This is a genomic window from Yoonia sp. KMU-150 (genome assembly GCF_056858355.1).
In genome coordinates this window covers 504,712-527,324 of the sequence record NZ_JBXEQF010000002.1, presented here as the reverse complement: position 1 = coordinate 527,324, position 22,613 = coordinate 504,712, and the positions used below count along the sequence as shown (strand labels likewise).

The 22,613-nt window shown below is 63.6% G+C and carries 22 protein-coding genes and 1 tRNA gene; 13 read left to right on the top strand and 10 right to left on the bottom strand.

Annotated elements, in window-relative coordinates; genetic code table 11:
• Positions 1-178 precede the first annotated feature (178 nt).
• A complete protein-coding gene (locus AC04PH_RS15460; RefSeq protein WP_483066717.1) occupies positions 179-1,972 on the bottom strand; it encodes an ABC transporter transmembrane domain-containing protein in 1,794 nt (597 codons plus the stop codon).
• 101 nt (positions 1,973-2,073) lie between these two features.
• Positions 2,074-2,147: transfer RNA gene (locus tag AC04PH_RS15455), tRNA-Gly, on the bottom strand.
• A gap of 190 nt (positions 2,148-2,337) precedes the next feature.
• Between AC04PH_RS15455 and AC04PH_RS15450 the strand changes: the two genes are divergently transcribed.
• Positions 2,338-2,721, top strand: a complete 384-nt coding sequence (locus AC04PH_RS15450) for a hypothetical protein (protein WP_483066716.1) — start codon at positions 2,338-2,340, stop codon at positions 2,719-2,721.
• A 210-nt stretch (positions 2,722-2,931) separates the two neighbouring features.
• Here AC04PH_RS15450 and AC04PH_RS15445 read toward each other — a convergent pair whose 3' ends face one another.
• Positions 2,932-4,494, bottom strand: coding sequence for a bifunctional metallophosphatase/5'-nucleotidase (locus AC04PH_RS15445; RefSeq protein ID WP_483066715.1), 1,563 nt, complete (start codon positions 4,492-4,494; stop codon positions 2,932-2,934).
• A gap of 158 nt (positions 4,495-4,652) precedes the next feature.
• Here AC04PH_RS15445 and AC04PH_RS15440 point away from each other — a divergent pair, with 158 nt between their 5' ends.
• Entirely contained in the window at positions 4,653-4,982 is a 330-nt protein-coding gene (locus AC04PH_RS15440) for a DUF952 domain-containing protein (RefSeq protein WP_483066714.1), read from the top strand.
• On the top strand, positions 4,982-6,022 hold the full coding sequence (locus AC04PH_RS15435) for a quinone-dependent dihydroorotate dehydrogenase (protein WP_483066713.1): 1,041 nt from the start codon (positions 4,982-4,984) through the stop codon (positions 6,020-6,022). The genes AC04PH_RS15440 and AC04PH_RS15435 overlap by 1 nt, the downstream gene beginning before the upstream one ends.
• On the opposite strand, the gene AC04PH_RS15430 is transcribed toward AC04PH_RS15435, so the two are convergent.
• The 3 genes from AC04PH_RS15430 to AC04PH_RS15420 are packed head-to-tail and all read right to left on the bottom strand — an operon-like array spanning position 6,019 to position 8,253.
• Positions 6,019-7,344: an MATE family efflux transporter gene (locus AC04PH_RS15430; protein WP_483066712.1), complete on the bottom strand. Its 1,326-nt coding sequence runs from the start codon at positions 7,342-7,344 to the stop codon at positions 6,019-6,021. The two genes, AC04PH_RS15435 and AC04PH_RS15430, sit on opposite strands and share 4 nt — an antisense overlap.
• Positions 7,337-7,822: a PaaI family thioesterase gene (locus AC04PH_RS15425; RefSeq protein WP_483066711.1), complete on the bottom strand. Its 486-nt coding sequence runs from the start codon at positions 7,820-7,822 to the stop codon at positions 7,337-7,339. Before AC04PH_RS15425 ends, AC04PH_RS15430 begins: the two co-directional genes overlap by 8 nt.
• Entirely contained in the window at positions 7,819-8,253 is a 435-nt protein-coding gene (locus AC04PH_RS15420; RefSeq protein ID WP_483066710.1) for a PaaI family thioesterase, read from the bottom strand. The genes AC04PH_RS15425 and AC04PH_RS15420 overlap by 4 nt, the downstream gene beginning before the upstream one ends.
• A gap of 139 nt (positions 8,254-8,392) precedes the next feature.
• Here AC04PH_RS15420 and AC04PH_RS15415 point away from each other — a divergent pair, with 139 nt between their 5' ends.
• The 8 genes from AC04PH_RS15415 to AC04PH_RS15380 all read left to right on the top strand — a co-directional run bounded on the left by AC04PH_RS15415 (position 8,393) and on the right by AC04PH_RS15380 (position 16,296).
• Positions 8,393-8,761 (top strand): MerR family transcriptional regulator, encoded by a 369-nt coding sequence (locus AC04PH_RS15415; protein WP_483066709.1) that lies wholly within the window; start codon positions 8,393-8,395, stop codon positions 8,759-8,761.
• Between the two features lie 308 nt (positions 8,762-9,069).
• Positions 9,070-9,471 (top strand): MerR family transcriptional regulator, encoded by a 402-nt coding sequence (locus tag AC04PH_RS15410; RefSeq protein WP_483066708.1) that lies wholly within the window; start codon positions 9,070-9,072, stop codon positions 9,469-9,471.
• A gap of 36 nt (positions 9,472-9,507) precedes the next feature.
• The gene (locus tag AC04PH_RS15405) at positions 9,508-11,286 is read left to right on the top strand and encodes an acyl-CoA dehydrogenase C-terminal domain-containing protein (protein WP_483066707.1); all 1,779 of its coding nucleotides are present in this window, start codon (positions 9,508-9,510) and stop codon (positions 11,284-11,286) included.
• 46 nt (positions 11,287-11,332) lie between these two features.
• Positions 11,333-11,545: a hypothetical protein gene (locus AC04PH_RS15400; protein ID WP_483066706.1), complete on the top strand. Its 213-nt coding sequence runs from the start codon at positions 11,333-11,335 to the stop codon at positions 11,543-11,545.
• On the top strand, positions 11,542-12,228 hold the full coding sequence (locus tag AC04PH_RS15395) for a hypothetical protein (RefSeq protein ID WP_483066705.1): 687 nt from the start codon (positions 11,542-11,544) through the stop codon (positions 12,226-12,228). The genes AC04PH_RS15400 and AC04PH_RS15395 overlap by 4 nt, the downstream gene beginning before the upstream one ends.
• Positions 12,225-12,860 (top strand): glutathione S-transferase family protein, encoded by a 636-nt coding sequence (locus AC04PH_RS15390; RefSeq protein ID WP_483066704.1) that lies wholly within the window; start codon positions 12,225-12,227, stop codon positions 12,858-12,860. The genes AC04PH_RS15395 and AC04PH_RS15390 overlap by 4 nt, the downstream gene beginning before the upstream one ends.
• 19 nt (positions 12,861-12,879) lie before the next feature.
• Positions 12,880-14,091: an acetyl-CoA C-acetyltransferase gene (locus tag AC04PH_RS15385; RefSeq protein WP_483066703.1), complete on the top strand. Its 1,212-nt coding sequence runs from the start codon at positions 12,880-12,882 to the stop codon at positions 14,089-14,091.
• Between the two features lie 12 nt (positions 14,092-14,103).
• On the top strand, positions 14,104-16,296 hold the full coding sequence (locus AC04PH_RS15380; protein ID WP_483066702.1) for a 3-hydroxyacyl-CoA dehydrogenase NAD-binding domain-containing protein: 2,193 nt from the start codon (positions 14,104-14,106) through the stop codon (positions 16,294-16,296).
• A 108-nt stretch (positions 16,297-16,404) separates the two neighbouring features.
• On the opposite strand, the gene AC04PH_RS15375 is transcribed toward AC04PH_RS15380, so the two are convergent.
• The 4 genes from AC04PH_RS15375 to AC04PH_RS15360 all read right to left on the bottom strand — a co-directional run bounded on the left by AC04PH_RS15375 (position 16,405) and on the right by AC04PH_RS15360 (position 19,777).
• Positions 16,405-17,214, bottom strand: coding sequence for a class I SAM-dependent methyltransferase (locus AC04PH_RS15375; RefSeq protein WP_483066701.1), 810 nt, complete (start codon positions 17,212-17,214; stop codon positions 16,405-16,407).
• 91 nt (positions 17,215-17,305) lie between these two features.
• Positions 17,306-17,971 carry a Hint domain-containing protein gene (locus AC04PH_RS15370; RefSeq protein WP_483066700.1) on the bottom strand — a complete coding sequence of 222 codons (666 nt, stop codon included), beginning with the start codon at positions 17,969-17,971 and terminating at the stop codon, positions 17,306-17,308.
• 200 nt (positions 17,972-18,171) lie between these two features.
• On the bottom strand, positions 18,172-18,828 hold the full coding sequence (locus tag AC04PH_RS15365) for a sulfotransferase family 2 domain-containing protein (protein WP_483066699.1): 657 nt from the start codon (positions 18,826-18,828) through the stop codon (positions 18,172-18,174).
• Positions 18,829-18,835: 7 nt separating this feature from the next.
• The gene (locus AC04PH_RS15360) at positions 18,836-19,777 is read right to left on the bottom strand and encodes a DMT family transporter (protein ID WP_483066698.1); all 942 of its coding nucleotides are present in this window, start codon (positions 19,775-19,777) and stop codon (positions 18,836-18,838) included.
• A gap of 89 nt (positions 19,778-19,866) precedes the next feature.
• On the opposite strand from AC04PH_RS15360, the gene AC04PH_RS15355 reads away from it, so the two are divergent.
• Together AC04PH_RS15355 and AC04PH_RS15350 are read left to right on the top strand one after the other, a co-directional pair.
• Positions 19,867-21,492, top strand: coding sequence for an AMP-binding protein (locus AC04PH_RS15355; RefSeq protein ID WP_483066697.1), 1,626 nt, complete (start codon positions 19,867-19,869; stop codon positions 21,490-21,492).
• A 60-nt stretch (positions 21,493-21,552) separates the two neighbouring features.
• Positions 21,553-22,572, top strand: coding sequence for a hypothetical protein (locus AC04PH_RS15350; protein ID WP_483066696.1), 1,020 nt, complete (start codon positions 21,553-21,555; stop codon positions 22,570-22,572).
• Positions 22,573-22,613: the final 41 nt, after the last annotated feature.

Here is a 22,613-nt window from a genome sequence, read left to right as displayed (position 1 = left end):
GCGACAATTAAGCAAGCCTGACGCCGCGTATTTCGCGCCCGACGCCGCCGTCGCCGCTTCTTTTGGTCAGAAATACCTTGCGGGGGTGCGGGGGTGCAAAACCCCCGCTTGGCCCGACGGGCCAAATCACAAAAAATGTCTTGCGGCACAGCCGCTCCACCAGGTCAAGCCCGGCCCGTCACTCCGCTGCGACGCCGTCGGTAAACTGCAACCGCGCCAGCCGCGCGTAAAGCCCGCCCTCGGCCACCAGCGCCGCATGGGTGCCCTGCGCCACGATCCGCCCGTGATCGAACACGACGATCCGGTCGGCCTTCTTCACCGTCGCCAGCCGGTGCGCCACGATCAGCGTCGTGCGGTCGCGCGCCAGCGCCTCGACCGCGCGCTGCACCGCCTGCTCGCTTTCGGCGTCCAGCGCGCTGGTCGCCTCGTCCAGCAGCAGGATCGGCGCATCGCGCAGGATCGCGCGGGCGATGGCGATGCGCTGCTTCTGCCCGCCCGACAGCATCACACCGCGTTCACCGACATAGCTGTCATAACCCTCCGGCAGGGCCATCAGGAAATCATGCGCCGCCGCCGCCTGCGCCGCCACCTCCACCTCTGCATCGCTGGCATCGGGCCTGCCGAAACGAATGTTCTCGCGCGCGGTATCGCCAAAAATCACCGGGTCCTGCGGCACCAGCGCCATGTGCTTGCGGAAATCGCCGCGCGCCATGTCGCGCAGGTCCACCCTATCGAGCATGATGTGACCCTCGCCGGGGTCATAGAACCGTTGCAACAACTGCATCACCGTCGATTTGCCCGCCCCCGACGGCCCGACCAGCGCCACCGTCTCCCCCGGCTGCACCGTCAACGACACATCGTCGAGTGCCGCGACCAGCGGCCGCCCCGGGTAGCGAAAGGTCACGCCGTCAAAAACGATCTCGCTGCCCTTCGCATCCGGCACGGGCTTGGCCGACACAGGGTCCTGCACCGCATCCTCTGCGTTCAGCAGTTCCACCAGCCGTTCGGTGGCCCCCGCCGCGCGCTGCAATTCGCCCCAGACTTCCGTCAGCGCGCCCAACGCACCGGCAACCATGATCGTGTAGATCATGAATTGCACCAGCTCGCCCACGCTGATCGCGCCGGCCTGTACGTCCGATGCCCCCATCCAAAGGAAACCCACGACGCTGGCGAAGGCGATGAAGATTACGATCGCCGTCATCAGCGCGCGGGTCATGATCCGCCGCATGGCCGCGCGGAACGACGCTTCGGTCACATCCGCAAACCTGCGACGCGAAATCCCTTCGTGCGTGAAAGCCTGCACCGTCTGCGCGGCCAACAACTGCTCGGACGCGCTGCCGGAGCTTTCAGCGATCAGGTCCTGGTTTTCACGGCTCAGCACCCGCACCCGGCGACCCAACAGTACGACCGGGATCAGCACCACCGGAATCGGCCACAGCACCAGTGCCGTCATTTTCACGCTGGTCCACAGCATCAGCGCGATGCCTCCTACAAGGATCAGCATATTGCGCAGGGCCACCGACACCGACGACCCGATCACCGACAGGATCAGCGTGGTGTCCGTGGTGATCCGGCTCAACACCTCGCCGGTCATGATCCGCTCGAAAAACGCGGGACTCATTCCGATCATCCGGTCGAAGACCGCGACGCGGATATCCGCGATCACCCGTTCGCCCAGCCGGGTCACAAGGTAATACCGAAGCGCCGTGCCCACCGCCAAAAGCCCGGCCACAACGAAAGCCGCGCCGAAATACTGATCCAGAATGCCGGTGTCCGTCAGGGTAAAGTTGTCCACCACCCGTCGCACCGCCAGCGGCAGGATCAGCGACAGCATCGCCGTGATCACCAGCGCCAACCCGGCCCCGGCCATCAACCTCTTGTAGGGGGCCAGAAACGGCCAGAGTGCGGCCAGCGCCCCGATACGTTTCGATGCGGCCCTGTCGTCGGGAGATTCGGAATGGGGCTGCGCCATCGGTTCAACGTCCTGTCAGTTCCGGCCCATGTAAGACGGCGGCGGACCCGGCACAAGCGGACCGCAGGTCGCAGTCAATCTCACTGACAGGAAATCGCGGCTGGAGCGGGCGACGGGAATCGAACCCGTATCATCAGCTTGGAAGGCTGAGGTCTTACCATTACACAACGCCCGCCAGCAGCAGATGTGGTCCTAGGCCAAGCGCGCAGGGCCGTCAAGCAAACTGCACGGGCTTGCGTCCCTGTGCGGGCGTCACATCTTTGCCCGATTCACCATGTATCACCCCGCTCGAAGGTCCGAATCCGTTTCGTTTGCGCGAATCGGAAACGCGGGCCAGGACCGATTGTTTGAAAGTGAGACTGCCCATGTTCCGTCTGACCCCTGCCGTCAAATCCGCCTGCGTCGCCGGTCTGCTCACCGCGGCAGCGACACCTGCGGTTGCCGAAATTCACAATATGTACGTGTATGACGACGGTTATTTCCCCACCACGATCCACCTCGCGGCCGGGGATGTCGTGAACTTTGTCAACATGACCGATGAATCGATCAGAATCCCGATCAACATTCCGCCCCACGGGTATCTCTATTTCACGGGTTGGGTCGCGACGGGAGAACTCGACGGTGTGACATTCTCGTCCGGGATCGCCCGCACCATCGGCAAACCCCAGTTCTACAACGGCGGCAACCCCACTACGCGCAGCAGTGGCAACCTGGGCTACGCGGTCTACGGCACACCGCCGCTGCAATAGAGTTCAATCGGTGACCGGTGCGATCAGACCCGCACCGCTGGCCCGGAACAACTGCACCATCGCATCGTGCGGCAACGTAAACGCCATGCGTCCACACATGCTGCGTCCTCCCCCCCCCGGCACCTGTCGCTTTGAAAATCACATCCCGCTCAATGCAAGACGCGCCGCAGGGTGCCCGCGACGCGCCTCTTCGGCAAACCCGCGCGAGGTTTACTTCATCATGATACGACCGTCGGTATAGGGCTGGTAGTCTGCGTTTTCGGCCAGATACTCTGCCACGACGTCGGCCAGATCGGGACCGAAGTCATAGGCGTTCGCCGCATCCTCGAACATGGAATAGCCGTCGCCACCGTTGCGGACGTAGTTGTTGGAGACCGCACCATAGGTCGCCTCCATGTCCAGCGGCTGACCCGCGACCATCACATCGCTGACCCGTGAACCGGGCTCGGCCGCGGGATCGACCGTAAAGGTCATACCCGCCACCTGCGGGAACCGGCCCGCGCCATCCTCGATCTGGCTCACGCCGTTTTCAAGCGCAGCCATAATGTCGGCACCCGTCACCTCGAAGGTGGACAGCGTGTTCTGGAACGGCAGCACGGTCAGCACTTCGCCCATCGTGACCTCGCCCGCGTCGATGGAGGCACGGATGCCCCCCGCATTGGCGATGGCCAGGTCGATGCCCTGGTCGGCCACGCGGGCCAGCATGGCGTCGGCCACAAGGTTGCCACCCGAACATTCCATCGCGCGGCAGACATCGCGGTTGCCCTCGATCGCCTCGGCGGCAGAGCCGATCACCCGGGTCTTCATCTCTTCGATCGGCCCGGCAAGTTCCGCGATACGGGCGACCGTCGCCTCGTCCTCGGCAACGCTTGCATCCAGCAGAATCGTGTCGCCCGTGGCTGCAGTCACATTGCCTTCGTCGTCAAAGGTCAGCTCAAGGTGACCCACGTACTTGGAATAGGCATAGGCCGACACCACCGGCACATCACCCACCATCGTCGGGTAGGCCATCGCCCCCTCTTCGGTGTTGGAGAATAGCGTGTGGGAGTGCCCACCGACCACGGCATCCACACCGTCAACCGCTTCGGCGATTTCCATGTCCCTGTTCACACCGACATGGGTCAGCGCGATGATGATGTCGACACCTTCCGCCGTCAGCGCATCGACATCGGCCTGCAGGCTTTCGACCTCGTCGGTGAAAATCACGGCGTCCGACGGGCTGGAGGTCTCGACCGTATCCACGGCCAGTGCCGAGATGATGCCGATTTTCTTGCCGCCGACCTCGAGCACGGTGTGGTTATCCACCTGCCCGGCCAGAATGTTGGACTGCGATACGTCGATGTTGCCCGAAATGACGGGGAACGACACGCGGTCCGTCAAATCGCGCAGGCCCTGATCGCCGTCGTCGAATTCGTGGTTGCCCACGGCCATCGCGTCAAAGCCGATGGCTTCCATGAACTCGGCTTCGACTTCACCTTTGTAGGTCGTGTACATCAGGCTGCCCTGATACTGGTCGCCCGCGTCCAGCAGCACGACGTTCTCACCGGCCAGCTCGTCCCGAAGTTCGTTGATCTTGGTGACGACACGCGCATACCCGCCAAAGCATTCGCCGGCTGCGTTGTCTTCGGCGCCGCAGGTCGAATCGAAGCGGCTGATCGGTTCCACGCGGCTGTGCAGGTCGTTGATGTGGATCACATGCAGCGTATAGTCGGCTGCCGCCGTTCCCGCCGTCAGCGCAAGCGCGCAGGTCGAGGTCAGAATACGTGAAATCATTTTTGTAGTCCCCCAAAGTTGGATTATCGCGTCAGAGTGGCAACGCCGCGTCACAGAGTCAAACGCTCCCTGCGCGGGTTTCCGTAACGTCCGCACGTATCGAAATTACGACAGGTCCGGCGCTTGACCCAACGGGCGACACGCGGCACACGCAATCCATGTTGATCTACAAAATATTCCGCGCGTCCGAATGGGCGCAACTGCAGGCCGACGGCACCACGACCGGCGCGCCCATCGACGTGGCCGACGGGTTCATACACTTTTCCGGGGCCGATACCGTCGCGAAAACGGCGGAACTCTATTTCGCCGATGCCGACGGCCTGGTCCTCGTCGCGGTCGAGGCGGACGGTCTGGAGGGCTTGAAATGGGAGGTATCGCGCGGCGGTGCCGCATTCCCCCATCTGTTCCGCGAACTGACGCTGGACGATGCCGTCTGGCACAAACCGCTGCCAATCGTGGACGGCGTGCACCAGTTTCCCGCGCTCTGATGCGCGCGTTAGAATCGTTGGGACTGGCTGCGCTGCGGCGGATTGATCCCGAAACCGCACATGGTCTTGCCCTGAAAGCCTTACAAGCGGGTCTCGGTCCACGTGGCGCGCCTGTCACCTCGCCACGTTTGAAAACCACAATCGCGGGCCTCGATATGCCCAATCCCGTGGGCCTCGCCGCAGGTTTCGACAAGAACGCCACCGCGCTGCATCCGTTGTCGCGCACCGGCTTCGGCTTTCTGGAGGTCGGTGCTATCACCCCGCGCGCCCAACCCGGCAACCCGAAACCGCGCCTGTTCCGCCTGACCGAGGATCGCGCCGCGATCAATCGTTTCGGCTTCAACAACGACGGGATGGAGGCGGCAGCAAAGCGGCTGGCACAGCGCCCCGGCGGCGTGATCGGCCTCAATCTGGGGGCCAACAAGGACAGCGCCGACCGCGCGGGCGATTTCGCAACCGTGCTGCGCCGTTGCGGCGCGCATCTGGACTTCGCGACGGTCAACGTGTCGTCCCCCAACACCGAAAAACTGCGCGATCTGCAGGGCAAGGCGGCGCTGTCGGCGCTGCTGGCCGGAGTCATGGCGGCGAATGATTCAGGCATCCCGATCTTTCTGAAAATCGCGCCGGACCTGAACGAGGGTGAAATCGCCGACGTGGCCGAGGTGGCGGATACCGCCGGGATCGCGGGCATCATCGCGACCAACACCACGCTTTCACGTGACGGGCTGACCAGCCTGTATAAGGGAGAGGCAGGTGGCCTGTCCGGGCAGCCGCTGTTCGAAAAATCGACGCGGGTGCTGGCACATCTCTCCACACTCACCGATCTGCCGATCATCGGCGTGGGTGGCGTGGGCAGTGCCGAACAGGCCTATCAGAAAATCCGCGCCGGGGCCTCTGCTGTGCAGCTTTACACTGCGCTCGTCTATGGCGGAATCTCGCTGGCGTCGGACATCGCGCAGGGCCTCGACAAATTACTGGCCCGCGACGGGTTTGCCACCGTCGCCGATGCGGTCGGCACAGGCCGCGCGCACTGGACCTAGCGTCGCGCTTCGGCCTCCAGCCCCGGATACTTCCAGCCAAGTGTGATCCCACGCACGATAAAACTGACCAACAGGCCCAGCCAAAGCCCATGGTTGCCGAACAGTGCCATCAACGGCAGCACGCTGGCGAAATAGATCACCGCCGACACGATCATCATGTTGCGCATGTCGGGCGTGCGCGTGGCCCCGATGTAGATGCCATCGAACATCCATGCCGCACAGCCCACGATCGGGGCCGCGACCATGTAGGGCAGAAAATCGCGTGTCGCGACGCGCACCTCCGGCGCGGTCGTCATGATGTCGATCACCGTACCGCCGGTCAGCGCAAAGACCAGCGCCAGAAAGGCACAGATGCCGAACCCCCACATGCCTGTCATGACCGCCGCGCGGCGCAACGCACCGGCGTTGCGCGCCCCAAGCGCCTGCCCCACCAGCGCCTCTGCCGCAAAGGCGAAACCGTCCATCGCGTAGGACGTGACGAACAGGAACTGCATCAGGATCTGATTGGCGGCGAGGTTCACATCGCCGAAGTCCGCACCCCAGAACAGGAAGCTGACGAAAATCGCCTGCAACAGCACCGAACGGATCATTATATCGGTGTTCACGATCGCCATCCGCTTCAGCCTGATCCGGTCGAACACCCGCGGCCAGTCGTGCCATGCCGTGCCGCCGAACGCATCGCGGCACAGCCACAGCCCCAGCGCCAGACCGCCCCACTCGGCCAAGAACGTCGCAAAACCCACGCCCGCGACGCCCATGTCGAATTGCAGCACGAACACCAGATCGAGCACGATGTTCACGCCGTTCATCAACACCTGGATCGCCAGCACCGCGCGGGTGCGTTCCAATGCGATCAGCCAACCGGTGATGCCATAAAGCCCGATGGTGGCGGGCGCGGACCAGATGCGGATCTGCATGTAATCGCGGGCGAGCGCCTCGACCTCCGCGCTGGCGGGCGAGACCTGAAACGCGCCCCAGAACAGCGCGACCTGTCCCGCGATCATGCAGGCCCCGGCGGCGAATCCGATCAGCAGCGCGCGCGACAGCATCGCCGCGACCTCGCCCGCGTCTCCCGCGCCTTCGGCCTGTGCCGTCAGCCCGGCGGTGCCCATGCGCAGGAACCCGAAAATCCAGTAGAACGCCGTCAGGATGATCGCGCCGATGCCGACCGCGCCGATCGGGGCCGCCTCGCCCAACTGGCCGACCACGCCGGTATCCACTACGCCGAGGATCGGCACGGTCGCGTTCGACAGGACGATCGGCACCGAAATATGCAGTACGCGCCGGTGGGTCAGCGCCGCCTTCAGGCCGGTGTCAGCCATCGCGCTGCGGCATCAGGAAATGGCCAGTGGCCTGCGCGAACAACCGGTCGCGGTTGTCCTGCCACGCCTCCACATGAACCGATGCATAGCGCCGCCCGGACCGGTTCACCCGCGCCCGCGCATAGGCATCGCGCGGCAGGCCGGAGCGGAGGTAATCGACGGTGAAATCTATCGTCTTGGGAAACAGCGGTTTGCCTGTCGGCGCATCACCCTGCTCCATCCGGTCCCAAAGCATCGCCCAGCTGAGTTCGATGATCGCCGCCGTTTCCATAAACGCCGCCGTCACCCCGCCGTGCAGCGCGGGCAGCATCGGGTTGCCGATCAGCATGTCCTGATAGGGCAGCACCGCCGTCAACTCGTCCCCGCGCCGGTCGAACCGCACGCCCAGAAACTGGATGTAGGGGACACCGGCGACGAGCTGCTCCAGCGCCTGATCGCGGCGTTGCTTGATCACCTGCACAGGTTCGGGCTTTTTCATGCGCCGCGCCTTCCGCTGATGGTAAACGCGCCGGTCGCAGCGGCGACCGGGCGATCCGTATCGCTGTCGAGCGCCACGGCCCGCACGAACGCCACGGACCGCGTGACGTGATAACAATGTGCCTGCGCGGTGATCCTGTCGCCGGGCTTGGCCGGTCGCATGTAGTCGATCCGCAGATCGAGCGTCGCCGTAGACAGCCCCGCGCCCGGATGGCTCATCACCGCCGCACCGCCACAGGTATCCATCAGTGCCGACACCGCGCCGCCGTGGATCACACCGGTTTCCGGGTCGCCAACGAAACGGATGTCGTAGGGCATGGCGATCTCGGCTTTGCCGTCGCCCACGCTTTCAAGAACCATGCCCAGCGCCTTGCAATGAGGGATCGCTTCGATGAACTGGCGCGCGTTGCGGGCGGTCTGGTCTTCGGACATCGGGACTCCTGATTGTTACGGGCAGGTTTGCCGGACTGGCAAGGCGATGCAACCGGAATGTGCCACAACGATGCCACGCGACAGCGCCCGTTGCCCCGTTTTCGACTTCGCGCTAGGCTGATCGCAAGGGAGACTGCCGATGGCCGAAGAGCGCCTGACATTCAAGGAAATGTGCGCCAGATTCGATGTGACGCCGCGCACGCTGCGCTATTACGAATACATCGAACTGCTGTCGCCGGAGCGCGAGGGCCGGTCGCGGTTCTATGGTCCGCGCGAACTGGCGCGGATGACGCTGATCCTGCGCGGGCGGCGGTTCGGATTCGCTCTGGAGGATATTCGCCAGTGGCTGCTGATCTACGAGCGCGAGGGCACGCAGGCGCAGATGAAGCAATGGATCGAACTCGCCGACCGGCAGATGGTCGAACTGGAAGAACAGCGCCGCCAGCTTGACGAGACGATGGCGGAACTCAAGCGCCTGCGCGACGAAACAAGCGCGACACTCGGATAAGCCACGTGATGCGAGAGGTAACCCACGGGTGACCTTTGCGACAGTTTGGATAAAATTTGCGACATCCCGGAAGCAACCCGCCAACGCTGACCGCCGTCGCAAACCCCATGATTCCTACGGTGACGGGGAAAACCCCGCGCGTCTTCCCTCTTAGAAAATTGCGCCTGCCGCCACGTCACCTTTGCTGACCTTTCGTCAAGCCAAAAATGACGCCACGTTCCGTTTACGTTAACGTCACCTATGCTTGTAAGAAGGGCGCAGTCTTTGCACGTGCAGGTCACGCCACACCTGCATCTGAGGAGAACGAGATGACGACCGACACCATGACCATCCGTGAGATGTGCGCCGCGTTCGACGTGACGCCCCGCACCCTGCGGTTCTACGAGGCCAAGGAACTGCTGTTCCCGATCCGTGAGGGACAGAAGCGCCTTTTCACCAAGCGTGACCGTGCGCGGCTGAAGCTGATCCTGCGCGGCAAGCGGTTCGGCTTCTCGCTAGAGGAGATCCGCCAGCTGCTTGACCTCTATCACATGGACGACAGCCAGCAGACCCAGTTGTCGCAAAGCTATGAACTCGCAAAAAGCCACCTTGCCGACATGGAGGCCCAGAAGGCCGAGTTGGAAGAGGCGATTGCGGAACTGAAAGACCAGATGGCCTGGGGTGCTGCACGCCTCAAGGAGCTGGCCAAACAAACAGACGCGGCAGCCTGAGCCACCGCGCCAACGCCACTTTAGACGGAGACCCGAATGCCAAGTTTCATCGCCCCGACAAAGGACCTTCAATTCGTCCTGCACGATCTGCTGAAAGTCAGCGAGCAGGATATCCCCGGGTTCGCGGACCTTGACCGCGATTTCACCGGTGCGGTGCTGGAAGAGGCCGGCAAGGTCGCCTCCGAGGTGCTGGCGCCGCTCAACCAGGTGGGCGACACCGAGGGCTGCATTCTGGAAAACGGCGTCGTGCGCACACCCACCGGCTTCAAGGCGGCGTTCGAGGCCGTGCGCGAAGGTGGCTGGACAGGCATGGACTGTGACGAGGCCTATGGCGGTCAGGGTCTTCCCTACGTCATGCACACCGCGGCGCAGGAACCGATGGTATCGGCCAACATGGCGTTCAATATGTATCAGGGCCTGACGCACGGGGCCTATTCCGCGATCTACGCCCACGGGTCCGAGGCGCAGAAGGAAAAGTATCTGCCCAAGATGGTGAGTTGCGAATGGACCGGCACCATGAACCTGACCGAGCCGCATTGCGGCACCGATCTGGGGCTGATGCGCACCAAGGCGGAGCCACAGGACGACGGCAGCTATAAAATCTCCGGGCAGAAGATTTTCATCTCTGCCGGTGAACACGACATGGCCGACAACATCATCCACCTCGTTCTGGCGAAGATTCCCGGTGGCCCGGAAGGGATCAAGGGTGTGTCGCTGTTCATCGTGCCCAAGTTCATGGTCAACGACGATGGGTCGCTCGGCGCGCGCAACGGCGTGTCCTGCGGCAAGGTCGAGGAGAAAATGGGCATCCACGGCAATTCGACCTGCGTGATGAACTACGACGAGGCGACCGGCTACCTTGTCGGGACAGAGCACAAGGGCATGCGCGCCATGTTCACCATGATGAACGAGGCGCGTCTGGGCGTGGGGCTGCAAGGCTATGCGCAGGCCGAGGCTGCCTACCAGAACGCCGTGGCATACGCCAATGATCGTCTGCAGGGCCGTGCGGTTACCGGGGCAGAGCACCCCGACAAACCCGCCGATCCGCTGATCGTGCACCCCGATATTCGCCGCAATCTGATGGACCAGAAATCCTTCGTCGAAGGCGCGCGCGCGCTGACGCTCTGGGGAGCCTATCTGATCGACCGAGCACACAAGAACGGCGACGACGATGCCGACGGGCTGATCTCGCTGCTCACACCGGTGATCAAGGGTTTCCAGACCGACAAGGGTTTTGAATTCGCCACTGCCGCGCAGCAGGTCTATGGCGGCCACGGCTATATCGAGGAATGGGGCATGTCCCAGTTCGCCCGCGACGCGCGCATCGCCATGATCTACGAAGGGGCCAACGGTATCCAGGCGCTCGATCTCGTCGGTCGCAAGCTGGGACAGGACGGCGGCAAGCATGTCATGGCGTTCTTCGAAATGATCAAGACGTTCATCAAGGAGAACGACGGCGACGCCGATCTGAAGGCCAGTTTCCTTGATCCGCTGAAGGCGGCGTCGAAAGACCTGCAGGCGGCGGGGATGTATTTCATGCAGAACGGCATGAAGAACCCCAACAACGCACTCGCGGGGTCCTATGACTTCATGCACATGATGGGCCATGTCTGCATGGGCCTGATGTGGTCGCGCATGGCCAAGGCATCCATAGAGGCGCTGGAGGGTGGCGCGTCGGACCGTGACTTCTATGAGACGAAGATCGCGACCGGGCGCTACTACATGGCGCGGCAACTGCCCGCGACGGCGATGCATCTGGCGCGGATCAACACCGGTGCCGATACGGTGATGGCACTGGAAGCATCCAGCTTCTAAGGGCAAGGTGGGGTGCAAGCCCCACCCTTCGCCGGAAAGTGACACAATGCCCAAACGCCTTCGCCTGACCCGCCGTTTTCCCGTCGCCATGACGGAAGACGGGTATCGCCGCCTGAAACGGTTTTCACGCGAGGCCGGGCTGGACGAAGGCGAGGCGCTGTCGTTCCTGTTCGAGAACTTCGACAGCATCCTGGACGAAGACACGTTCGGCCACCGGCTGCGCATCTTCAACGCCGAACTGGAGGACCGCAAGAAATGATCCGCTTACCGCTCCTCCTGTCGCTTCTTTCGATGCCGCTGTCCGCGCAGGCGCAGGGGATCGCCGATGCGCCCCGCGCGCTGGAGATGTTCGCCGCCGCCGGCACATACGACGATCTGGACCCGGCCAGGGTCGGCACATCGAAAGACCCGGCCCCCGATGAACTGGGAGTGCTTCTGGTCTCGCGCATGTTCCGCAACACCTGTCTGACACTGGAGGCGGGTGCGACGCTGGATGCCGCCCTGCCCGACGGGTTTGCCGCCTACCCCGACGCGGACTATCTGATGGGCACCGATACCGGATCGCTCGACGGTCCCATCATCCTGTCCCCGACAGGCGATATCGACGCGGATGAAACCGACGGCCACCCCACCATCCGGTTGAGCCCCAAGCCAAGCGGCACCGACTGCCGTCTGGAATGGAATATTCGTGGCGATGTGCCGGACCTGTCGCAGGGGGCGATGTCTGCCTATCTGGCGCGCTGGCTGCCGTTCGAATTTGCATTGGTGCAGGCCGGGCGCCCCGAAACGCTGGGAGAGCCGCTGCTGCGCGGCTTCTCGGAATGGGATCGCCCCTGCCGTGACCGGTGGTGCCCGATGACGGTCAACTACGACATGACGCGCGGCTGGCTCGCGCTCGATACGATACTCAACATCACCGCAATCGAAGGAACACGGCCATGACCATGAAACTGCATTGCTTCGGCGAAAGCGGGAACGCCTACAAGGCGGCGCTGACCCTGACCCTCGCCGGTGAAAGTTGGGAGCCGGTTTTCGTCGATTTCTTCGGCGGGGCCACGCGCACGCCGGAGTTCCGCACCCTGTCGATCATGGGCGAGGTGCCGGTGCTGGAGGATGGCGATACCGTCCTGACACAGTCGGGGGTCATTCAGGATTACATCAGCTCCAAGACCGGCAAGCTGGGCGGCAAATCCGCCGCCGAGCGGCGCGAGGTCCTGCGCTGGATGTTCTTCGACAACCACAAGGTCTCTGGCGTCGCCGGGCCGCTGCGGTTCAACATGAACTTTCTGCCCGCCGACAAGCAAAACGCCGACGTCAACGCCTTCATGGCGATGCGGCTTGGCTCGGCGCTGAAGATCGTGGAGGCGCAACTGGCCGATCGTGCGTGGCTCGCCGCCGACGACATCACCATCGCCGACATCGCGGTCGCGGGATATCTGTTCTACGACGAGCCCTTCACCTTCGACCGCGCCGATTATCCGCATATCGACCGCTGGCTGACCGCGATCGCGGATCAGCCCGGCTGGAAACACCCCTATGACCTGATGCCCGGCTCGCCTGCCGACCGTGCCTGAATACCCCCCGGAGGAAAGAATGACCGAAGCCTATATCTACGACGCCGTCCGCACGCCGCGCGGTAAGGGCCGCAAGGACGGCGCCCTGCACGAAGTGACATCCGCCCGCCTGTCGGCCGGTGTGCTGAACGCGCTGAAAGAGCGCAATAATCTGGAAGGCCACGCCGTCGAGGACGTGATCTGGGGCAATGTGACGCAGGTCGGCGAACAGGGCGGCTGCCTTGCGCGGACGGCTGTGCTGGCCTCCGACCTCGACCAGTCGATCCCCGGTCTGGCGATCAACCGCTTTTGCGCGTCCGGCATGGAGGCCGTGAACCTTGCCGCCAACCAGATCAAGGGCGGTGCGGGCGGGGCCTATATCGCCGGTGGCGTGGAAATGATGGGCCGCGTGGCCATGGGCAGCGACGGTGCCGCAATCGCCGTCGATCCGTCGATTGCGATGGAGACATACTTCGTACCGCAGGGCATTTCCGCCGACATCATCGCCACCGAATACGGGTTCACTCGTGACGAGGCCGACCAGCTTGCCATGGAATCCCAGAAACGCGCCGCCGCCGCCTGGGATGACAAGCGCTTCGACAAATCCATCGTCGTCGTGAAGGACCAGAACGGCCTGACCATCCTCGATCACGACGAATACATGCGCCCCGGCACCGACATGCAGGCGCTGGGATCGCTGAACCCCGCGTTTCAGGCGATGGGCGAAGTGATGCCCGGCTTCGACAAGGTCGCGCTGATGAAATATCCGCATCTGGAAAAGATCAACCACATCCACCACGCGGGCAACTCGTCGGGTATCGTGGACGGTTCCGCCGGATTGCTGCTGGGATCGAAGGAATGGGGTGAGGCGAATGGCCTGAAACCCCGTGCGCGCATCCGCGCCACCGCGAAGATCGGCACCGACCCCACGATCATGCTGACAGGCCCCGTGCCCGTCACCGAAAAGATCATGGCGGACAGCGGCATGAGCATCTCCGATATCGACCTGTTCGAGGTGAACGAGGCGTTTGCGTCAGTCGTCCTGCGCTTCATGCAACGGTTCGACGTGGACCCGGGACTGGTCAACGTCAACGGCGGCTCCATCGCGATGGGCCACCCGCTGGGTGCCACCGGTGCCATCATAATCGGCACGCTGCTGGACGAGCTGGAGCGGACGGGCAAAGGCACCGGCCTTGCCACGCTTTGCATCGCATCCGGCATGGGTGCGGCCACGATCATCGAACGCGTATAAGGAACACGAAAAATGGCTGATTTTACACTTGAAATCGACGCAGACGGTGTGGGTGTCATCACATGGGACGTGAAAGACAAATCCATGAACGTGATGAGCCGCGACAGCATGGCGGTGCTCAACGATCTGTTCGATCAGGCGCTCAACGACGATAGAGTCAAGGGCATCGTCATCACATCGGGCAAGGACAGCTTCGCCGGTGGGATGGACCTGAACGTGCTGGCCGCGATCCGCGAGGAATACGCCGACGACCCGGCCAAGGGCCTGTTCGAGTTCACGATGAACGGCCACCACGCCCTGCGCAAGATCGAACGCGCGGGCATGGACGCCAAGACCAACAAGGGCGGCAAGCCTGTCGCCGCCGCCCTGCCCGGCACGGCGCTTGGGATCGGTCTGGAAGTGCCACTGGCCTGTCACCGCATCTTTGCCGCCGACAATCCCAAGGCCAAGATCGGCCTGCCGGAAATCATGGTCGGCATCTTCCCCGGTGCAGGCGGTACGACCCGTCTTGTGCGCAAGCTGGGGGCGATGGCGGCATCGCCACTGCTGCTGGAGGGCAAGCTGAACGATCCGAAAAAGGCGCTCGCCGCCGGTGTGGTGGACGAGGTGGTGCCCGCCGATGAGTTGCTGGCCAAGGCAAAAGAGTGGGTCCTGTCCGACCCCAAGATCGTGAAGCCATGGGACGAAAAGGGCTACAAGATGCCCGGCGGCGCACCCTACCACCCCGCCGGGTTTATGACCTTCGTGGGGGCATCCGCGATGGTGAACGGCAAGACGCAGGGCGCATATCCCGCCGCGAAGGCGCTGCTGTCGGCGGTCTATGAGGGCGCGCTGGTGCCCTTCGATACGGCGCTGAAGATCGAGGCGCGCTATTTCACGCAAGTGCTGATGAATCCGTCATCCTCCGCCATGATCCGCAGCCTGTTCATCAACAAAGAGGCGCTGGAAAAAGGGGCCAACCGCCCAGACGTGGCCGACCAGAAAGTGAAACAGGTCGGCGTGATCGGTGCGGGCATGATGGGCGCGGGCATCGCGCTGGTGTCCGCACTGGCTGGCATCAAGGTTGTGCTGATCGACGCCAAGCAGGACGCGGCCGACAAAGGCAAATCCTACACCGCCGACTACATGGACAAGGGAATCTCCCGCAAGAAGGCGACGCCCGAGAAGAAGGATGCCGTGCTGGGTCTGATCAATGCCACCACGGACTATGATGCGTTGAAAGACTGCGACCTGATCGTCGAGGCGGTGTTCGAGGACGTAGGCGTCAAGGCAGACGTCACCAAGCAGGTGCAGGACGCCTGCCCCGACGCGATCTTTGCCACCAATACCTCGACCCTGCCGATCACCGAACTGGCGAAAGCGTCCAACGACCCGGCCAAATTCATCGGTATCCACTTCTTCAGCCCCGTGGACAAGATGATGTTGGTCGAGATCATCAAGGGCGCGGAGACCGGCGACGTGGCCGTCGCCAAATCGCTCGACTTCGTGCGGCAGATCCGCAAGACGCCGATCGTGGTGAATGATGAACGGTTCTTCTACGCCAACCGCTGCATCATCCCCTACATCAACGAAGGCATCCGCATGGTCCGCGAGGGCGTGGCCCCCGCGCTGATCGAAAACGCAGCCAAACTGGTGGGGATGCCTCTGGGTCCGCTGCAACTGACGGATGAGACCTCCATCGACCTTGGCGTGAAAATCGCCAAGGCCACGAAGGCCGCGATGGGCGATGACTACCCGAACGACGAAGTGGACGAGGTCCTGTTTTGGATGTTCGACGAGGGGCGCCTGGGCCGCAAGTCAAACTCCGGCTTCTATGCCTACGACGACAAAGGCAAGCGGCAGGGCTTGTGGGACGGTCTGGGCGACAAATACGCCGTGGCCGATGACCAGCCCGATCTGATCGACGTGCAGCACCGTCTGCTGTTTGCGCAAGTGCTCGAAGCCGTCCGCGCATTGGAAGAGGGCGTGTTGGAAGACATCCGCGAGGGCGATGTCGGCGCAATCCTCGGCTGGGGCTTCGCCCCTTGGTCCGGTGGCCCGTTCAGCTGGCTCGACATCATCGGCGCGCCTTATGCCGCCGAGCGGTGCGATCAGTTGACGGAACAGTTCGGCGAGCGGTTCAAGACGCCCGATCTGCTGCGCGACATGGCCGACAAGAACCAGCAGTTCTACAAGCGGTTCGCGCAGGACAGAAAAGCGGCATAACGCTTCGACTGGTCGCAAATATCGCGCCGATCGGGGGCAGCGCCCCCGGTTCGCCAAAACCTTCAGGCGGCGCATCCAGTCATCGATGCGCCGTCTGCAGTTAGACCATTACCCGGTCTTGCGTCCGGACACGATCAGGCTCGGCATCGGGATCTTGTATGTGTCGCCGTCCAGATAGGCCGCCGCGCGGGTGTCGATCTCCGCGCGGATGCGGCCTCGCATCTCCTCTGGCTGGCGTTCCAGGATAAGCGGCACGCGCACCCCGAACTGCATGAAGAAATCATGGAACCCCGGTCCCGGCGCGTGCAGCACGTTGGGCACCTCTTCGCATCTAACGTCATCGAACCCGGCGGCGGTCATCATCTTCGTCACCTCGGCATCGTCCGACAGCGCATAGGCGTTCGGCGCGGGATCGGCCAGGCCCATATCCGCATGGGCGCCCAGCACGTCGAACAGCATCCGGTAACAGGCGGACCGGTCCGGCCCCAGCCATTGGCTGAAGGCAAACCGCCCACCCGGACGCAGGACACGGGCCGCCTCTGCCATCGCTTTCACGGGATCGGTGACATGGAACAGCACGATGTTGCTGATCACCGCGTCGAACGTGCCGTCCTCAAAAGGTAAATCTTCGACATCAGCGGTCTGGAACGGGATGTCCGAGAAATTCTGCCGCACCTGTCCGACCATCCGGTCGGCAAAGTCGATGCCCTGTGCACGCGCGCCAAACAGGCTGGCACATGCCGCGCCGTATCCCGGACCGCATCCGGCGTCGAGAACCCGCGCTGCGGGGAACAGCCGGGCATGTGACAAAAGCGCGGGCAGCGATTGCAGCGTCGCACGGGCCGTCGCGTTTTGATAGTCGCTCGCGCGGGCGTTCCAGCCGTTACGCTCACTGTCGCGGAATGCGGTGTAATCCATGTCTGCCAATCTCCGATCATCAAATACCGACAGACTAGCACGAATCTTCGGGCGCTTCACCTTGCGCGGTTAGCCTCAAGGCGAACGCGACTTATGCCGCTACGCGGAACGCCATCGCGGCACGGCGGACCGGCACGTGGCCCTGATCCTCGATCTCCAGGAAACCGACCAGCAGGTCGGCCTGTTCCAGCGACAGCATCCTGTAGTCCTCCGACGGCGCATCCAGCAGATCGGTAGAGGCGGGGCAGAAGAACAGCGCGCCGATATTGGCGAAAACCACCTCGTCGCGGGCAAAGGTCAGCGTCACGATCTCGATTCGGTCCGCGGGCGGGGTGCGGCAGATGCCACGGAACCCGTCAAGCGCTGTGGCGGGGATCATCGCGAAGGGATCGCCGAAGACCGCCTCGGCGGTGTCGCTTTCCACCAGCACGGCCTGCTGCGGCATCAGCGTCATGTCCTCGCGGTTGCCCAGCGCACCGGCGGGCACATGCAGCGGCCACGTGTCGGGGTCGCTCAGGCGGCCGCCGGTCCAGACGACCTCACGGTCGACGCGCGCCACGACCTGCAGGCCACCGTCGAAGGTCAGCACCTGATCACCCGCGGCGACGGCCTCGACCGGGCGCCAGCCCATATGCGAGGCGACCTTGGTGCCCGCGACCAGACCGGAAGCGACCTCGGCCAGTGTCTTGTCCGCGTGCAGGCCGATGACGGCTTTTGGTGTGTCTTGGTGGCCGGTTCCGGTGCCGAATGAAAACATGATCTTATCCCCTCTTGTATCGCGCCGCGGTGGCTCTGGCAGGAGCATGTCCGGGGTCGCTTGAGTTAAAGGAGGCGTGATTCCCGTGCCGGACCTTGGGTCAAAATAGGGCAGGTTTGCGGCACTGCATCGTGGTTAACACACAGTAAGCATGCGCCGCAGCGGATTGGATCGTGATTGCGAAACAATCCTTTCGCGGGTCAACCGGAGGGGTCGAACACATAGCCAAACCGGGCGATATCCTCTGCCGCGATTCTTCCGACGAGCGCTGCATCCGCATCGCTGTAGTATCCGCGCCAATCGCGCCTGCGGGCGGACGCGTTGGCGACGGGGATATCGAGCGTAAAGCCAAGGTGATCCCAGAGCGGCACCAGATCATCGTCCAGATGCTCCAGCCGCGCGTAAAGCTGCGCGTGCTCCCGCCCCGCCCCGTCACGCATGTAACTGTCGTAGGGATTGGCCGCGATACTGGCCTGCGTCTGCGGCGCGTTCAGGAAACCGCTGAAATCAGCCCCCTGCGCCAGCGCGACCGCCGGATGATCGAACGACTGGTCCCGCAGCCAGTGATAGTAGCTGACCAGCCGGTCCCACGGGTTGCGCACCAGCGTGAAGATAAAGTGGTCGGGGAAATCATCGCGCGCGACGACCCCCTCGATATCCGCAAGCGTGCTGTGTTTCCACAACCGTCCCGCCGGGGTCAGGTGTTTCAGCCGTCCGCGCCTGCGTTTCGCCTTGGGCGTGTCGCCGATCAGGATGTCGTCCTTCATCGCGCGGGCCTCCAGCGCCAGCGCCAGCGCGGTGCCGCCGGTCTTGGGGATGTGTACGAAGATAAACCTGCGCCCCGGGGAAATGATCATTGCCGCCTCACTCCGGCAACGTGACGGCGCGCACGGTCTGCGGTCTGTCCGACCGCACGGCGATGATCACACCCGCCCCTGCGATGCAGGCCAGCCCGATCAGCGCCAGCGTATCCGGCACCTCGCGCCACAGGATCACGGCCCAGAGGGTCGCGAAGACCAGCAGCATGTTCTCGAACACCGCGACAAAACTTGCCTCTGCCAGTTGATAGGCCTTGATCGACAGCCCGACGCCGATCAGCGACCCCACGCCCTGCACCACGATCATGGTCAGGAACACACCCTCCGGCGCGACCCAGCCGCGGATGACGAAGCCGTCCGCCCCCGCAGGCACCGGCAGGGGAAAGGCTGTCAGAACCAACAATCCCAACGCGCCGAAACACATCATCATGCCGAAAAAAGCGCCCAGCAGCGTCAATGTCCCTTCGCCCGCGCACCAGCGCCGTGTCGCGATGTTGCCCAGCGCATAGATCGCACCGGCCAGCACCGGCAGAAGCGTCAGCGCGCTGAAGGCCGCGGTGTCGGGCCGCAAGACAAGGACGATCCCCGCAAAGCCGAGGATCACCGCGAAGATCCGCCGCGCGCCGACCGTTTCGCCGAAGAACAGGACAGAGAAGATGATCACGAAAATCGGTGCTGTGAACAACCCTGCTACGACCTGCGCAATCGGCATCAGGCCAAGGCAGCCGAAATAGATCACCATCGCCACGCCGTTCAGCAGGCTGCGACCCAGCACGCGCAAGGGACGGTTGGGCCGCAGGGACGCACCGACGATGCGCGCGACGATCATCAACAAGACTACAGCGATCACGGAGCGCAGCATGTGGAACTGCCACAACCCGCCGGTCTCTGCCGCCAACCGCATGAAATTGTCGATCAGCCCGAACAGCGCCATCGCCGACAGCGCACAAAGGGCGGCAAGTCCGGGCCGGTTCACCGTCGTATCCACCTTTGTCCCCCTGATGAATTGGCGTTGCCAGAAATGTCTGACATATCCTAGGCTCTGCTGACAATGGGTCGATATGGCGGGGGATACCGATGGGCTGGATGGCGGATGAAACCGGGCTGGACAAATGTGCCGCCAACTACGTGCCGCTGACGCCGCTGTCGCATCTTGCGCGGGCGGCAAGGGTTTTCACCGACAAGCCCGCGCTGATCTACGGCGACACACGCCTGACCTATGCCGACTACCATGCCCGCGTCACCCGGCTGGCCTCCGCCCTTGCCAAGGTGGGCGTAAAACCCGGCGATGTGGTCGCGACGATCCTGCCGAATATCCCCGCCCAGTCCGAAGCCGCCTTTGCCGTGCCCGCCTGTGGTGCAGTGCTGAACACGATCAACACCCGGCTGGATGTCGATACCGTCGCCTATATCCTCGATCACGGCGGCGCGGCCGTGGTGCTGTGCGACAGCCAGTTCCTGCCAATGTGCATGGAGGCGCTGGCCCTGATGCCAGGCACCCCGCCGCTGGTGATCGAGGTGCCGGACCCGGTGGCGGGTGTGAAAGGCATCGGTGAACAAACCGATTACGAAGACTTCCTTGCCAGCGGCGATGCCGATTTCGCATGGATCATGCCGCAGGACGAATGGGAAAGCCTTGCACTCAACTACACCTCCGGCACGACCGGCAGGCCCAAGGGGGTCGTCTATCACCATCGCGGCGCGTATCTGATGACGATGGGCACGCCGATCTCGTGGCAGTTGCCGCTCTTCATGACCTACCTGCAGATTGTGCCGCTGTTTCACTGCAACGGCTGGAACCACACCTGGATGATGCCCGCACTCGGCGGCACGGTCGTGTGCTGCCGCGACATCACGGCCAAGGCAATCTATGACGCCATCGCCGACAACGGCGTCACGCATTTCGGCGGTGCGCCCATCGTGCTGAACCTGATCGTGAACGCCAAGGACACCGAACGCCGCGCGTTCGACCACAAGGTCGAGGTCTTTACCGCGGGTGCCCCGCCCGCAGCCGCCACCCTCGCCGCCATCGGCAAGCTGGGGTTCAACGTCACACAGGTCTACGGGCTGACCGAAACCTATGGTCACGTGACCGAATGTATCTGGAACCCCGATTGGGACACCCAGCCCGATGACGAACAGGCCGCGATCAAGGCCCGGCAGGGCGTGGCGTTTCCGATGATGGAGGACGTGACCGTGATGGACGACGCGATGGCGCAGGTCCCGATGGACGGCGCCACGCAGGGCGAGATCGTGATGCGCGGCAACGCGGTGATGAAAGGGTATTACAAGAACCCGGAAGCCACGCAAAAGGCATTCAAGGGCGGCTATTTCCATTCCGAGGATCTCGCGATCCAGCATCCCGACGGCTACATGCAGATCGCGGACCGCGCCAAGGACATCATCATCTCGGGCGGCGAGAATATCTCCTCGGTAGAGGTCGAGGGCGCGCTGATGCACCACCCGGCGGTGAACCTGTGCGCCGTGGTGGCCAAGCCTGACGACAAATGGGGCGAGGTGCCCTGCGCCTTCGTCGAACTCAAGGACGGTGCAACGGCAGATGAGGCCGAAATCATCGCCTTCGTCCGCACCCGTCTGGCGGGCTTCAAGACGCCCAAGCAGGTTGTCTTTCAGGAATTGCCCAAGACCTCGACCGGGAAAATCCAAAAATTCGAACTGCGCAAGCAGGCCCGGACGCTCTGACACCAAGGCTTCAATTTTGCCGCCTGCCGCGCTAACGTGTGACAAAAGCAAAGCAGGCGCATGACAGCACTCAGGGAATTTGACCGGCTTGAAAGCGGTGGGCTGTGGCAGGAAGCGAACGATGCTGCGCCGCAAGAGGTTGCCGTCTCCTTCGGGCATGCCACGCTGGTCATTTCCGATACATCCGGCACCGCGATCACGCACTGGTCGCTTCCCGCGATCCACCGCCTGAACCCCGGTGTCCGCCCGGCCCTGTTCGCCCCGGACCCGGCCGCGACGGAAACCCTGAGCCTTGACGATCCGCTGATGATCGACGCCGTCGAAAAGGTGCGCCGCGCGGTGGAACGCAGCCAGCCGCATCCGGGCAAGCTGCGGCATCTGTCGACGCTGGCGGTCATTGCCGCCGTTGTGGCAATTGCCGTGCTCTGGGCGCCGCGCGCCCTGGTCCAGCAGACGCTTTCTGCGGTGCCGCCGTCAAAGCGCAGTGAAATCGGCGCGACCGTGTTGGGGCACTACCAGCGATTGACCGGCGCGACCTGTCGCGGTGCTGCCGGGACGCAGGCGCTGACCGCCCTGCGCAACCGACTGCTTGGCCCCGCCGCCGACGGTCAGTTCGTCGTCGTGCAGGTCCTGCCGCAAGGCGCCATAACCCTTCCCGGCGGGATCACCATGATCGACCGCGCGATCATCGAACAGCACGACGACGTGGCGGTCGCGGCAGGATATCTGGTCGCCGCGCACAGCGACCGCGTGCGCCACGACCCGCTTGCCGCGATTCTCGACCACGCGGGGCCGCGCGACACGCTGACCCTATACACAACCGGCGATCTGCCCGGCGGGGTGCTGCAAAGCTACGCGCAGGCGATTGCCGAGGGCGCGATCGAGGTCGATGCGTCCGATCTTCTGGCGGCCTTCGATGCGGCGAACCTGCCCGCGACCCCATACGCCACAGCACGGGACGCGCGCACGGGCGATGCACCGGCCCGGCTGATCGACAGCGACCCGATGACGGGGCGCGATGTGCCGGAGATCCTGCCTGATCAGGACTGGATCAGGCTGCAGGGCATCTGCACGCTCTGACTGCACCTCAGGCAAGAAAAGACCCCGCGTCGAGATGCAGG

Coding starts and splice junctions, on each gene's coding strand:
- AC04PH_RS15370 (WP_483066700.1), bottom strand. CDS start 17,971: ATGTTTTCATTCGGCACCGGAACCGGCCACCAAGACACACCAAAAGCC.
- AC04PH_RS15460 (WP_483066717.1), bottom strand. CDS start 1,972: ATGGCGCAGCCCCATTCCGAATCTCCCGACGACAGGGCCGCATCGAAA.
- AC04PH_RS15435 (WP_483066713.1), top strand. CDS start 4,982: ATGCGCGCGTTAGAATCGTTGGGACTGGCTGCGCTGCGGCGGATTGAT.
- AC04PH_RS15445 (WP_483066715.1), bottom strand. CDS start 4,494: ATGATTTCACGTATTCTGACCTCGACCTGCGCGCTTGCGCTGACGGCG.
- AC04PH_RS15440 (WP_483066714.1), top strand. CDS start 4,653: ATGTTGATCTACAAAATATTCCGCGCGTCCGAATGGGCGCAACTGCAG.
- AC04PH_RS15450 (WP_483066716.1), top strand. CDS start 2,338: ATGTTCCGTCTGACCCCTGCCGTCAAATCCGCCTGCGTCGCCGGTCTG.
- AC04PH_RS15385 (WP_483066703.1), top strand. CDS start 12,880: ATGACCGAAGCCTATATCTACGACGCCGTCCGCACGCCGCGCGGTAAG.
- AC04PH_RS15425 (WP_483066711.1), bottom strand. CDS start 7,822: ATGAAAAAGCCCGAACCTGTGCAGGTGATCAAGCAACGCCGCGATCAG.
- AC04PH_RS15415 (WP_483066709.1), top strand. CDS start 8,393: ATGGCCGAAGAGCGCCTGACATTCAAGGAAATGTGCGCCAGATTCGAT.
- AC04PH_RS15400 (WP_483066706.1), top strand. CDS start 11,333: ATGCCCAAACGCCTTCGCCTGACCCGCCGTTTTCCCGTCGCCATGACG.
- AC04PH_RS15410 (WP_483066708.1), top strand. CDS start 9,070: ATGACGACCGACACCATGACCATCCGTGAGATGTGCGCCGCGTTCGAC.
- AC04PH_RS15350 (WP_483066696.1), top strand. CDS start 21,553: ATGACAGCACTCAGGGAATTTGACCGGCTTGAAAGCGGTGGGCTGTGG.
- AC04PH_RS15390 (WP_483066704.1), top strand. CDS start 12,225: ATGACCATGAAACTGCATTGCTTCGGCGAAAGCGGGAACGCCTACAAG.
- AC04PH_RS15430 (WP_483066712.1), bottom strand. CDS start 7,344: ATGGCTGACACCGGCCTGAAGGCGGCGCTGACCCACCGGCGCGTACTG.
- AC04PH_RS15375 (WP_483066701.1), bottom strand. CDS start 17,214: ATGGATTACACCGCATTCCGCGACAGTGAGCGTAACGGCTGGAACGCC.
- AC04PH_RS15380 (WP_483066702.1), top strand. CDS start 14,104: ATGGCTGATTTTACACTTGAAATCGACGCAGACGGTGTGGGTGTCATC.
- AC04PH_RS15395 (WP_483066705.1), top strand. CDS start 11,542: ATGATCCGCTTACCGCTCCTCCTGTCGCTTCTTTCGATGCCGCTGTCC.
- AC04PH_RS15420 (WP_483066710.1), bottom strand. CDS start 8,253: ATGTCCGAAGACCAGACCGCCCGCAACGCGCGCCAGTTCATCGAAGCG.
- AC04PH_RS15355 (WP_483066697.1), top strand. CDS start 19,867: ATGGGCTGGATGGCGGATGAAACCGGGCTGGACAAATGTGCCGCCAAC.
- AC04PH_RS15405 (WP_483066707.1), top strand. CDS start 9,508: ATGCCAAGTTTCATCGCCCCGACAAAGGACCTTCAATTCGTCCTGCAC.
- AC04PH_RS15365 (WP_483066699.1), bottom strand. CDS start 18,828: ATGATCATTTCCCCGGGGCGCAGGTTTATCTTCGTACACATCCCCAAG.